Origin of the sequence: Actinophytocola sp. (genome assembly GCF_035634895.1) — a bacterium.
Taxonomy (GTDB): Bacteria; Actinomycetota; Actinomycetes; order Mycobacteriales; family Pseudonocardiaceae; genus Actinophytocola.
The window spans coordinates 20,648-33,287 of record NZ_DASQCC010000005.1 but is presented as its reverse complement, the minus strand read 5'-3'; the positions used below and the strand labels follow the sequence as shown (position 1 = coordinate 33,287).

Genomic DNA, 12,640 nt, shown 5'->3' with positions numbered 1-12,640 from the left:
GGACGCCACCCCCCGCGGTCTGGTCAGCAGGACACGCACTGGGTGGTGCAGATGTACGTGGTCGCGCTCACCCAGCAACAGCGGAACGCCCACGCCCCCGTGCACTGGTCGCACCAGCACCCGGGCGGCGGCGCGGCAGCCGCCACGGCCCGGGGCACCACTCGCGCCAGCACCCGGTCACCGAGCTTCTCGATCAGACGAACCATGTGACTCAATCCCTTCCCGTGAAACAGAACCAGGGCACGCCCTGGCGATGGCCAGCCTGCTGGCCGCCGCTCACAGCTCGCTGACATCTCGACGACGTCCGGTAAACTCCACCGCGGGGGGCACATGACCAGAGGGTGGAGTTTTCGCCTGCTCGGTGAGCTGGTGGTGGTCAACGGGACGGCGACGGTGCCGCTGGGGAGCGGCCGGTTGCGGGTGGTGCTGGCGACGTTGTTGTTGCGTTCCGGCCAGACCGTGCCGCGCGACGAGCTCATCGACCGGCTGTGGGGGGACACGCCGCCGGGCCGCGCCCGGTCCACCGTGCAGACCCATGTCATGCGCCTGCGGCAGACGCTGGACGACCCCGGCCTGATCGTGACCCGCCCGGGCGGCTACCGGATGGAGATCGGGCCCGACCAGCTCGACCTGACCCGCTTCCGCGCCATGGTCGAGCGGGCGAGGCAGCTCGACACGGCCCCCGCCCGTGCCGAGCTGGGGCGGGCGTTGTCGCTGTGGCGGGGCCCCGCGCTGGCGGACGTGCCGTCCGAGTCCCTGCGGCTCGACGAGGTGCCCCGGCTCGACGAGGAGCGGTTGCAGGCGCTCGAGCGGCGCGCCGAGCTGGACCTCGAACTGGGTGACCACGGCGACCTGATCGCCGAGCTCACCGCGCTGACCGCGCGGCACCCCTACCGGGAGCGGTTCTGGTACCTGTTGATGCGGGCGCTGTCCCAGGCGGGGCGTCAGGCCGACGCGCTGGACACCTACCAGCAGGTGCGGGCGCGTCTCGACGAGGACCTCGGCGTCGGGCCGGGACCGGCGCTGCGCCGGCTCCAGGCGGCGATTCTCAACGACGACCAACCGCTGACCGCGCCGCCGGTCGCGCCACCTCCCGCGCGGGTACCCCGGCAGCTGCCCGCGGCCCCGGCGTCCTTCACCGGACGGGCCGCCGATCTCGCCGCGCTGGACAAGATCGCGGCGGGCCTGGGCATGGTGGTGGCGGTGATCCACGGCACCGCGGGGGTCGGCAAGTCCGCGTTGGCGGTGCACTGGAGCCACCAGGCGGCACACCGGTTCCCGGACGGACAGCTCTACGTCGACCTCCACGGTTTCGACGCCGAGCACCCGCCGGCCGATCCGGGCGCGGTGCTCGCGAGGTTGCTGCGGTCACTGGACGTCGAGGCGGCCCGCGTGCCCGTCGACCACGAGGAAAGGGCCACGCTCTACCGGTCGGTGACCGCGGGCAGGCGCCTGCTCCTGTTGCTGGACAACGCCGCCTCCGCCGAACAGATCCGGCCCCTGCTGCCGGGCACGCCCTCCTGCTTCACCCTGGTGACAAGCCGCAACCAGCTGCCCGGCCTCGTCGCCGTCGACGGCGCGCACAGCCTGCCGCTCGACGTCCTCGACGGACGGGAGGCCCTGCTGCTGCTGGCGAACGTCCTCGGCCACGAGCGGGTGGCGCGGGCCGGCGAGGCGGCGGCCGAGCTCGTCCGGCTGTGTGGCCGGCTCCCGCTGGCACTGCGCCTGGCGGCGGGAAAACTGCGGGTGCGTCCGGAGCAGAGCATCGCCTCGGTCGCCGAGGACCTGCGCGACAACAGCCCGCTCGACGCTCTCGCGGTGGACGGCGACGCCCGTGCCGCCGTCCGCCCCGCGCTCGCCCTGTCCTACGGCGCGTTGCTGCCGGACGAGCGGCGCCTGTTCCAGAACCTCGGCCTGATCCCGGGCCGGGACTTCACCGCCGTCGCGGTCGCCGCGCTCGCCGACGCGACCGGGGAGCACACGACACCGCTGCTCGCCGGCCTCGTAATGTCGAACCTGGTGGAGGCACACGTCCCCGGCCGGTACCGGCTGCACGACCTGGTCCGCCTCTACGCGCGCGAGGTGTCCGAGTCCGACCGCGGGAAACCGTTGCGGCGACTGTACGACTGGTACGTGACGATGGCGGAGGCCGCCGCGGCGCTGCTCTACTCGCACGCGCCGATGCTGTCCGGCCCGGCGCGCGCGGACACGTTCGCGGACCCGGACGGCGCATGGGCCTGGCTCGAGAGCGAGCTGCCCAACATGGGCGCGATCATCGCCGGCGCGGCGGCCCACGGCATGCCGAGCGTGGCGTGGCGGTTGGCGGACGCGACCCGCGGGTTCTTCCTCGCCCGCACCTACCACAACGAGACGTGGCTGGCGTTCGCCCGCGCCGGGCTGTCGGCCGCACAGGACGCGGACGACCGGCACGCACAGGCCGCGATGCACGTCAACCTGGCCACGGCGTACTGGAGTGTCTGGGACAACCAGGGTTTCCTCGACCACAGCGGGAAAGCGGCGGACCTGGCGCGCGACGTCGGCTGGCGGGCCGGTGAGGCGAAGGCGCTCGGCAACGCCAGCCTCGCGCTCATCGGTCTTGGCCGGCCGCGTGAGGCGCGCGAGCACAGCGAGCGAGCCATCGAGATGTGGCGTGCGGAGGGGATGCCGGAAGGCATGGTCCACGCGCTGCGGATGCTGGCCCACCTGCACAACGAGTCGGGCGACCTCCGCGCGGCGGAGCGGTACTTCGGCGAGGCGCTCGACCTGGCCAGGCGGCGCCGCTCGGTCTTCGGCGAGATCGACGCGCTCGCCGGACTCGCCTGGTCGAGCTGGCTGCGCGGTGACCTGGACGGCGCGGCACGGCGGTACAACCAGACCGTGGCCATGGCGAGGACCCTGGGCTCACGGTTCCGTGAGGCCCAGGGCCTCGGCAAGCTGGCCGAGATCGCCTGCGCCGAGGGCCGCATGGCACGGGCGGCGGACCTCGGCCAGCAGGCGTTGGCCATCGTGCGTACCGCGGGACGAGCACAGAACGAGGTCGACGTCCTCAATGCGGTCGGCCGCATCGCCGTCCGGTCGGGGCAGCCGACGGTGGCGGTGGGACACCACCAGCGGGCGTCCGGCCTGGCCGGCGAGCCGAACCCCTATCACTACGGCCTGATCGACGCACTGGTGGGCCTGGCGGACGCGCACCTGGCACTGGGCGAGCACGCGGCGGCCCAGCCGGCGGCGAGGCAGGCCCACGACCAGGCGGGAGAGCTCGGATACCGGATCCTGCAGGGCAAAGCGGCCACCGTCCTGGCCGAGGTCGAGCTGGCGCGGCACAACCACACCCAGGCGGCGATCTACGCCGGCCAGGCACTGAGACTCCACCACGCCACCGGCCACCGCCCCGGCGCCGAGCTCGCCTCGATGAAGGCACGCCAGATCTTCGAGCTGTCGAGGACAGGTTCACGACGGCCCTGACGGTCCTGCCCGGACAACCGTTGGTCAGAAGCCGGGGAACACCCGGCGCAGGTCGTCGAGGGTGAGGCTGCCGTCGACGGTGACGCCGTTGGCGTACGGGTCCTTGAGGCGGCCGCTGACCAGCCGGATGAACGCCTCCGGCGGCCCGTTGAACGTGGCGGACGGTGCCTCGAGGTGGTCCACCAGGGTGGCCGTGTCGTCGATCACCAGGCCGGCGCCGGGGACCGCGAGCGACACCGGGTCCTCGAGCTCGGCCGGCTTGGCGAGGAAGCCCAGCAGGAAGCCCACGGGTCCGGTCAGGAGGTCGACGAGGACCGCGGCCGACTCGGTGTCCACCCCGGCGTCCGGGTCGAACGCCACGCGCACGTCCCACGAGTGGTTGGCCACCTCGTTGAGCCGCATGCCCAGGGCGGTCAGCAGCGGGACCGGCTCCGGCAGGAACCCGAGGTCCACGATCAGCGACGAACGCTGCTCGGGCGTGAACGCCTCGACCGTTTCCAACCAGCGGCCGTTGGACGCCACGAAACCCTCGGCCTGCGCCCGCGGCGTGGACGCGTCCCAGCGGGCCCAGATCGTCTGGTTGTCCTCGGCCGCCACCGTCTCGCCGGCGGCCCGCGCGATCGGCGCCCGGCCGATCTCCGCACCACTGCCCAGGTGGGACAGCGCCTGCGCGACGGTCCACTCGGAGGCGCCGCTGGTGGCGGCCAGCTGGTCGTCGCTCAGGGTGGAGACCAGGCCGGCGAGGCGGTCGTGCTCGGCGCGGAGGGCGCCGATCGTGCGATCCACGAGTTGGGTCATGCCACGCTCAACTCCCGAGCCGATCCATGTGTTCCGCTGATCAACCGTTCCGCCGCGCAATGCCGCCCACCAGCACACACGTCACCCTGTCCGGGTGACGTCCGCGGGGTAGTCCTGCCGCTGGTCGTGCCGCGCCGGTCGCCTCACGGCCGGTGCGTGGAGGACCTTGCCCAGCGGATCATGGCGCGGTGGAGGCCGGCGGCGTCGGGCGCGTCCGGCATGGGGGGCAGGGGGGCGCCGGGGGCGGCGGCGCCGCGGAGCAGCTGACCGACGAGGCGGCGCCAGGTGTCGGGTGCGGCGTCGGCGGTGGCGGCGATGACGCCGGCGTTGGCCATGAGCATGACGATCATGTCCTCGGGGACGAAGTCGGTTCGCAGGTGGCCGGTGGCCCTGGCGCGGGCAATGAGCTTCAAGAAGCCGTGGTAGGACTCGGCGCGGCGGGCTTCGAGGACCTTCGCGTCGGGGATGCTCATGGTGAGGATCGCGGCGAAGCCACGGTCGGCGGCCTGCATGGCGCAGATGGCCTCGATGTACCAGGTGAAGCCGTGCCAGGGATCGGGGTCGGCGAGGGCTTCGGCCGTGGCGTTGGCGTAGCCGTCCATCCGGTCGGCGAAGACGGCGCTGATGAGGTCCTCGCGGGTGGCGAAGCGGCGGGAGAGGGTGGCCTTGCCGACGCCGGCCTCGCGGGCCACCGCCGCCATGGACACCCCGAGGCCCTCGGTGGCGTACAGGCGGCGGGCGGCGGCCAGGATGCGTTCGCGGTTGCGTTCGGCGTCCACGCGCAGAGCGGTTCCGCACTGCGGATCTGGAACCTCAGCACGGTCCGTCGGCGGTGTCATACCCCGCACTCTACTAAGTGGAACACCCTTCCCGGTTCTTCTGCTACCGTGGCGGAGGGAAACGGGAAGGCCGTTCCACTTACTGTGAGGGTGATCATCGTGCGTGCTGCAACCCTGAAGTCCGTTCCCGCCAGCCCGGCCGTGGCCGAGGTCGACACCCCGCGCCCGGAGGCGGGGGAGCTGCTGGTGCGGGTGGTCTCGTCGTCGGTGAACGGCATCGACGCCGCGACCGCCGCCGGCTACCTGCGGGGGATGATGGAACACCGCTTCCCGTTGGTGGTGGGCAACGACTTCGCCGGGACCGTCGAGGCGCTCGGCGCGGGCGTCGAGGGGTTCGCGGTGGGGGACGCGGTCTTCGGCGTGGTGACGAAGCCGTTCCTGGGGGCGGGTTCGCTGGCCGAGTACGTCACCGTGCCGGCCGCGCACGGCGTGGTCCACATCCCGGCCGGCCTGAGCGTGCGCGACGCCGGCGCGCTGGGACTGGCGGGCACGGCCGCCCTGGACAGCGTGAACGCCGTGGATCCGCACGGGGACGAGACGATCCTGATCTCCGGTGCCACCGGCGGTGTCGGCACGCTGGCCGTGCAGTTCGCCGCCGCACGCGGCGCACGGGTCATCGCCACCGCCCGCCCCGGCGCGGAGGCCGACCTCGTCACCGGCCTCGCCGCCGGGGTCCACGTCGTGGACTTCACCGGTGACCTGGCCGCGCAGGTCCGCGCGCTCGCGCCGAACGGCGTGGACGCGGTGCTGCACCTGGCCGGTGACGGTGACCAGCTCGCGGGCCTGCTGCGCCCCGGTGGGCGCTTCGCCTCCACGCTCGGCGCCGTCCCCGAGGGCGTCACCGCCTTCTCGGTGATGGCCGACGCCACCCCGCGGACCCTGGCCCAGGTGGCCGCCGACGCCGCCGCCGGCGTGCTGCGTGTCGCGGTGACGGCCACCTATCCGCTGGAGCGGGTCCACGAGGCGTTCGCCGCCTTCGGCGCCGGAACGCTCGGCAAGGTCGCCGTCACCTGCTCCTGAACCGAACTCCTCGAAACGATCTCGGAAGGAAACCTCGACCAGGGCCCGCGGGGTCGGCGAGCGCCCATGTCCGCCAGGAACGGTTCTGGCAGCCGCCGCGGGAAACCCCGGGAATCCGGTCACGCGGTCACCGTGAATATCGTCCGGGTCCACTGGCCGCCGTCCTGGCATTGGCCGGTGAGGTAATAGTCGCCCGGGTTCGTCGCCGGCACGGTGAACGTGACGGTGAATGTGCCGTCCGCCTCGATGGGTGCCGTGGCGGAGATTCCGGTTCCTTCCCAGATGACGTTCACCGCCCGGTTGCCGTAGTCCGGGCAGCCGCCGTATTCGGTGCCGTGCACGGTTACCGAGGTCCCGGCGCTTCCCCGCGTCGGCGACGTGGTGAGGGCCAGCGGAGAAGTGACGGCGAACTCCGTCCTGGCCCATTCCCCGCCGTCGACGCATCGCCCGTAGAGGTAATGGGTTCCGGTGCCGGCCGACTCGGGAACGGTGAACCGGATGCCGAACCGGCCGTCGGGTTCGATCGGCGCGGTGATGCCGGTGCCGTATCCGTCCCACAGCACGTCCACGGTGCGTGACCCGTAGTCCGGGCAACCGTCGTATCCCGTGCCGTAGAAGTTGAGGGACGTGCCCGGCAGTCCACTCGGCTGGTCGGCGGTCGTCGCCAGCTGCCGCGTCCGCGCGGTGGTGCCATCCTGCGGTTCCTGGTTGCCGTTCGTGGTGGTGCCGGGCCGGTCCACGCCGTTCCCCGGCCGGCTTCCGCTCGGCACGGGCCTCGTGGTCGGGGTCGGCTCGGGCGGTCGGACCGCCGGGAGGTCCGCGCTCGGCCGGTCGTGCCGTGGGGCGGTGGTCGAACGTGGTGCGGACCGTCCCTCGGCGGGCGGCTCCGGTCCCAGCAGGACCAGCACGGTCGTCGCGCCGCCGGTCACCACGGTGACGCTCAGGAAAACGCAGGCCGCCTTCCGTTTCCTCGACCAGTCGTTCCTGATCCGGGTGAACCACGAGGTCCTGGCCATCTGGTTTCCGGTACCGGAGATGTTCCCGATGGGCGCGTTCACATTTCCTTTGACACTCGACCTCGACCGCTGATTCATGGCATCCCCCTCGATATCCGGCCGCACCGGCTCGTGACGATCCTCGCTGGCCGGGGTCGTAGGCTGGATCAGGGAATTCCCCAGGGTTTTGGAGGCGATGTGTCGACCCCCGAGGAGCAGCCGGAGCTGTTCGGCCGAGAGGCGGAGGAGGAACGAATCCGGCGGCTCGTGGCCGACGCGCGGAAAGGCCGCAGCGGTGTGCTCGTCATCAGGGGAGAGGCAGGCGCGGGGAAGACCGCGTTGTTGGACCGTGCGACCGAGTACGAACCCACGCTGCGGGTGCTGCGGACGCGGTGCGTGCAGAGCGAGGCCACGTTCGCCTTCGGGGCGCTGACGGACATCCTCCGGCCGGTGGTCGCCCTCGCCGACCAACTGCCTGCCGGGCAACGGAACGCGTTGCGTGTCAGCCTCGCCGTCGACGAGGCCGTGCGCCCACCCGGCGGCGTCGCGGTCGGCCTCGGCACCCTGGGGGTCCTCGCGGAGGCCGCGCCGGCGTTGGTGGTTGTCGACGACCTCCAGTGGATGGACGCCGGCTCGCGGTCGGCCCTGCTGTTCGCGGCCCGGCGGCTCGTCGGGGAAGGGGTCGCGGTGCTGGTCGCGGTCCGGCACGGCGACCAGGGCGGCGACCTGGCCGACCTGCCGACCCTGGAGCTCGGCGGCCTGCCCGCCGAGGCCGCTCGCGCGCTCGTGGCCAGGGTGCGGGGCGAACCGCCGGACGACGACGAGTTCGCGCTGCTGCTGCGGTACAGCGCCGGCCACCCCCTGGCACTCGTGGAGCTCTCCCGACGACCCGCGGGCGTCCCGCACGGCCACGATCGGCCCCCGCCACCGCCCGACACCGTCGCCGACGCGTACCGGCAACGGCTGGCCCCGCTCGATCCCGCCGTACGGCGGGCGCTCCTGCTGTGTGCCGCCTCCTTCACCGGCGAGCTGGCCGAGCTCGCCGAGGTGCTGGGCCCCGCCGGACTCGACGCGCTGTCTACGGCCGAGGCCGCCGGGCTGGTCACCACGGCCGACGGCATCGAGTTCGCCCACCCGCTGATCCGGTCGACCGTCTACCATGCGGCGACCCCACGCGAGCGCCGTGCCGCCCATGCCGCGATAGCGCGGGCGTTGCGGTCGGCCAGGGGCAGGCTGTGGGACAGGCACGTGTGGCACCTCGCGGCGGCCGCGTTCGGTCCTGACGACGACGTCGCCGACGCACTGGCCGACCTCGCGGCGCGCAGCCTCGCGCGTGGTGCCATGCGAGAGGCGTACGCGGTCTACCTGCGTGCCGCCCAGCTGACGTCGGCGCCGCGCGAGCGCGAGCAGCGCAGGTACAGGGCGGCCGAGGCGGCACACCTCGCCGGCGACACCGACGCCGCCACGGCGGCCATCGACCGGATCGACACCGACGCCGCGGGTGTCGAGCTGCGGGCGGCGGTCGCGCAACTGAACACCCAGATCCAGTTCACCCGCGCCAAACCCGCCGACATCTTCACCACCGTGTCCGGGGCGGCCGCGGCCGCACCCGAGCAGGCCGCGACGCCGCTGTGGGTCACCGCGGCCGGCGTCGGCGCGGTGGCGGGACTCGTCCCGGAGGCACTGGCGGCGGCGGAACGCGCGCTTGCCGCGCAGCCCGCACAGTCGCACGACATCGGCCCCGCCGTACTGTACGCCCACACCTCGTTGCTCACCGGGCACCATGAGCGTGCCAGGGACGTCGTGTCCGGCTACCTCGCGACCCTCACGGAGACGGATCCGCTCCAGCACGGCATCGAGGTCTTCGGCTTCGCCACGATGGACCTGATGTGGCTGGGGGAGTACGGCAGCGCGCGCGACGTCTTGCGCACGACCCTCACCCGGCTCCGCCGCGCGGATGCGATGGAACGGCTGCCCAGCCTGCTCTCCGTGCTGGCCGACCTGGAGGCCCGGTGTGGTGCCTGGAACGCGGCCTACGGCACGGGCGCGGAGTGCAGGTCGCTGGCCGACGCCGTCGGCCAGCCACTGCTCGCCGGCTACGCCGCCAGCACGATGGCGCTCGTGGACGCCGCGCAGGGCGACGAGTCGCGCTGCGCGCAGAACGTCCGGGACGCCCTGGACCTACTGGAACCGCTCGGCGCCGAGCTGGTGATCCCGTACGCGCACCTGGCGCTCGGGAGGATCGAGCTGGCGGCCGGGCGCCCCGAGCGTGCGGTCGACCGCCTGACGAACCTGGCGAACCGCCTCGACCGTCTGGGTGTGCGCGACCCGGTGGTGTTTCCCTACCACGCCGACCTCGTGGAGTCCTTGTTCCGCACGGGAAACGTGGACCGGGCCGGGAAGTGCCTTGACGATCTCGTGCGCCGGTCCGGCCATGAGCCGGTGCCGGCCGCCCGCGTCGCGATCGCCCGCTGCCGAGGACTGCTGGCCGACGACGAAGCCGAAGCCGAACGGCACTTCGTCGTCGCGATGGAGGAGGAACTGGCCACCGGCGACGAGTACGCCGCCGCGCGGACCCGGCTGCTCTTCGGGGAACGGCTACGCCGGGCCCGTCGGCGGGGACGTGCTCAGGAGCAGCTCGCCGCGGCCCGCCTGGTCTTCGAGCGGCTGGGCGCACATCCCTGGGAACGCCGAGCGGCGGGCGAGCTGCGAGTCGGCGGTACCACCCCGGGCAGCGCGGGAACCCCGTTGACCAACCAGGAGGTCCGGGTGGCCCGGCGGGCCGCCGAGGGCCTCAGCAACCGCGAGATCGCCGCTACGCTGTTCCTCTCGGTGAAGACCGTCGAGTACCACCTCAGCAACTGCTACCACAAGCTCGGCGTGCGCTCCCGCGTCGAGCTCGTCCGCGCGTTCTCGACCGCCGTAGAGCACAGGTGACCGCACAAAGGTTGGTGGATATGGGTTTGGTGGATCGGGTGACGCCGACGGGGGAGATCGTGGTGGCGCCGCTGGTGTGCAGATGGCTCGGCAAGCGCGGAGTCCTGCACGAAGGCGACACCCTGGTGCGCTCGCACCAGGGGACGACGTGGACGGTCTGCGACCAACCGCGCCGGTACCGGCGGCAGCCGCGGTGGCCGCCCGGGCAGCCGACCGTGCTGTTCTTCCATGACGAGGCCGTCGCGCTGGCGGCGGGGCATCGACCGTGCGATGCCTGCCGCCCCAAGGACTTCGACGCGTACCGGAAGGCGGTCGCGGGTCGCCGCGTCACCACCCTGCCCTCCGCCGCGGAGATCGACAGCCAGCTGCACGACGAGCGGCTCGACCCGGACACCGGCCGGCGACGCCTGCACACCGCGAAGGTGACCCAGCTTCCCGTCGGCACGTTCGTGCTCCTCGACGACGGACCGGCGATGATCCAGCTCGGCCTGGTGTCGCCGTGGACGCAGGCGAAGGGCTATGTGCGGCCCAGCATCCGGCCTGCCAGGGGCACGGTCCAGGTACTCACCCCGCCGTCCACGGTCGAGGCACTGCGCAACGGCTACCGGCCGCAGACCGACATCGTGGTGCTCCACTCCTACGACGACGGCAGACCGAATGGCTTCTGACCGTCCAGCCACCGGTCGGCCGCCCGGCGTCGCGGTCCGTCCCGCGGGCCGCCGACGGGATCCGGCTGCCGGCCGGGTTCACGAGCCGCGTCGTCGCGCGGGCCGGCCAGCACGACCGGCGCGGGATCGCCGCGGCCCGGGCGGTCCGGGCCACGGCGATCCGCCGTTCACCAGGAAGGGAGTCAGCCGGCGGGAGTCCAGCGGACGGCGCGTGTCTGCCCGTCCCGGGTCGCCCAGCCGACGGCCACACCCGCGGAGTTGAGCGAGCGTGCGACGCTCGTGCCGGTCGCGTCCAGGTCGCCAAGCAGCGTCGGGGTGCCGTCCGCTTGCCAGACGGCGGCGTGCCATCGGGTGGTGCCGCCGGTGGTACCCGACGCGCCGTGGATCACGCCGTCGTCGGTGATCCGTACGGTGCCGCCGTCGTGGCCGGGGGCCGGGGTGAGGATCGTGGGGGTGCCGTCGGCCGCCCAGGTCGTCGCCTTCGTGTGTCCGGTGTAGCCGGAGACGACGCCGTCGTCGCTGATGTCGAGCGCGGCGCCCGTGGCGGTGCCCAGCGCCGTGACGGTGCCGTCGGTGTCCCATCGCACCGGGCGCAGCGCACCGAGGCTGGTGCTGGACGTGCCGACGACCACGCCCGCGTTGTTGATCCCGTAGGCGTAGCTCTGGGTGTCGCCGGGGAGGGGGTTCAGGACCGTGGGGGTGCCGTCGACGGCCCAGCGCACGGCGCGCTGGTCGTACGCCGCGTTGTAGGCATAGCCCGCCACGACGCCGTCGTCGTTGATCGCCTGGGCCGAGGAGGGGCGGCCGCCGGGGAGCGTGCCCAGGTCCTTGATGGTGCCGTCGGCCTCCCACCGCACGGCGTGCCGGCTGGAGCTGCTCGCTGAGGACTGGCCGGCCACCGCGCCGCCGTCGTTGATCGCGTTCGCGTTGCTCTCGGTGTCACCCGGCCACGCGGCGAGCGGGGTGGGCGTGCCCGCCGGGTCCCACCGCACGGCCGTGACCGTGCTGCCGTAGACGGTGCCCACGACCACGCCGTCGTCGTTGACACCTTCGGCGCTGGCGCTGTACTGCCCCGGCAGCGGGCCGAGCTCCGTGATCAGCGGCGTGGCCGCGGCTGCGGGCGCGGTCAGCACGCCGATCGCCACCGTCGCCACCGTCGTGACCGCGACGATCCCGACGGTTTCTCTGAAACGCTTTCGCATCAAGGCTTTCCTCCAGTCGATACCCGGCCGGCACGGCCGGGCAGCGTGATCATGACAGGCACCACCGACACCCGTACGGCGTTTCGCGTTTCCACTGAGGACCCGGCCACCGGCCCACCACCGCGAGTCCCGCGTTCAAACACCCCGAGTCCCGCGTTCGCGCACCCCGAGTCCCGCGTTCGCGCACCCCGAGTCACGCGTTCGCGCACCCCGAGTTCCGTGTTCAAACACCCCGAGTCCCGCCGGCGCGAACGCGGTCCTGTCCGGGAGGGAATCGATTCTCGTTGCGCCGAACGGAGTTGCTCGCGTCAGGTGTCGTGGTGCGGGAGATGGCGTGCGCTCCAGTCGGACAACGGCTGAAGGACGGAGATCAGCTCCTCGGCATCGGGCGTGAGGGCGTAGGTGATCCGGACCGGTGTGGTGGGGACGACCGTGCGCTCGATGAGCCCGCGGCCCTGCAGCTGCTTGAGCCGCAGTGTCAGCTGTGGGTCCGAGATGCCCGGGACCAGCGCACGGTACTCCTTGAACCGGCGGGCGCCCCGGGCCGCGGCGAGCAGGATCGGTCCGGTCCAGCGGACCCCGATGATGTCGATCGCACGCAGGATTCGCTGGCAGCTTTCCTCGTCGACGGGAGCGCCCGTTGGCCTGGTCACTTCTCCAGAGTAAGTAACTTTGGTGACCTTTGCCAAGGCGGACCGGTGAGCGGGAGGCTTTCG

At 72.8% G+C, this 12,640-nt stretch carries 10 protein-coding genes; 4 read left to right on the top strand and 6 right to left on the bottom strand.

Annotated elements, in window-relative coordinates:
- Positions 1-23: 23 nt before the first annotated feature.
- The gene (locus VET29_RS01170) at positions 24-206 is read right to left on the bottom strand and encodes a hypothetical protein (RefSeq protein ID WP_324913395.1); all 183 of its coding nucleotides are present in this window, start codon (positions 204-206) and stop codon (positions 24-26) included.
- 124 nt (positions 207-330) lie between these two features.
- On the opposite strand from VET29_RS01170, the gene VET29_RS01165 reads away from it, so the two are divergent.
- On the top strand, positions 331-3,465 hold the full coding sequence (locus VET29_RS01165; RefSeq protein WP_324913393.1) for an AfsR/SARP family transcriptional regulator: 3,135 nt from the start codon (positions 331-333) through the stop codon (positions 3,463-3,465).
- 24 nt (positions 3,466-3,489) lie between these two features.
- Here VET29_RS01165 and VET29_RS01160 read toward each other — a convergent pair whose 3' ends face one another.
- Both VET29_RS01160 and VET29_RS01155 read right to left on the bottom strand, forming a co-directional pair.
- Positions 3,490-4,263, bottom strand: coding sequence for a maleylpyruvate isomerase family mycothiol-dependent enzyme (locus tag VET29_RS01160; protein ID WP_324913391.1), 774 nt, complete (start codon positions 4,261-4,263; stop codon positions 3,490-3,492).
- A 143-nt stretch (positions 4,264-4,406) separates the two neighbouring features.
- On the bottom strand, positions 4,407-5,042 hold the full coding sequence (locus VET29_RS01155) for a helix-turn-helix domain-containing protein (protein WP_324913389.1): 636 nt from the start codon (positions 5,040-5,042) through the stop codon (positions 4,407-4,409).
- Between the two features lie 159 nt (positions 5,043-5,201).
- Between VET29_RS01155 and VET29_RS01150 the strand changes: the two genes are divergently transcribed.
- Positions 5,202-6,122, top strand: a complete 921-nt coding sequence (locus VET29_RS01150; RefSeq protein ID WP_324913386.1) for an NADP-dependent oxidoreductase — start codon at positions 5,202-5,204, stop codon at positions 6,120-6,122.
- A gap of 119 nt (positions 6,123-6,241) precedes the next feature.
- Here VET29_RS01150 and VET29_RS01145 read toward each other — a convergent pair whose 3' ends face one another.
- Positions 6,242-7,180 carry a hypothetical protein gene (locus VET29_RS01145; RefSeq protein ID WP_324913384.1) on the bottom strand — a complete coding sequence of 313 codons (939 nt, stop codon included), beginning with the start codon at positions 7,178-7,180 and terminating at the stop codon, positions 6,242-6,244.
- 135 nt (positions 7,181-7,315) lie between these two features.
- Here VET29_RS01145 and VET29_RS01140 point away from each other — a divergent pair, with 135 nt between their 5' ends.
- Together VET29_RS01140 and VET29_RS01135 are read left to right on the top strand one after the other, a co-directional pair.
- A complete protein-coding gene (locus tag VET29_RS01140) occupies positions 7,316-10,054 on the top strand; it encodes a helix-turn-helix transcriptional regulator (RefSeq protein ID WP_324913382.1) in 2,739 nt (912 codons plus the stop codon).
- A 20-nt stretch (positions 10,055-10,074) separates the two neighbouring features.
- Positions 10,075-10,722 carry a hypothetical protein gene (locus VET29_RS01135; protein ID WP_324913380.1) on the top strand — a complete coding sequence of 216 codons (648 nt, stop codon included), beginning with the start codon at positions 10,075-10,077 and terminating at the stop codon, positions 10,720-10,722.
- Between the two features lie 182 nt (positions 10,723-10,904).
- Here VET29_RS01135 and VET29_RS01130 read toward each other — a convergent pair whose 3' ends face one another.
- Entirely contained in the window at positions 10,905-11,924 is a 1,020-nt protein-coding gene (locus tag VET29_RS01130; protein WP_324913378.1) for a hypothetical protein, read from the bottom strand.
- 308 nt (positions 11,925-12,232) lie between these two features.
- Positions 12,233-12,577, bottom strand: coding sequence for a helix-turn-helix domain-containing protein (locus VET29_RS01125; protein WP_324913376.1), 345 nt, complete (start codon positions 12,575-12,577; stop codon positions 12,233-12,235).
- Between the last annotated feature and the right edge of the window lie 63 nt (positions 12,578-12,640).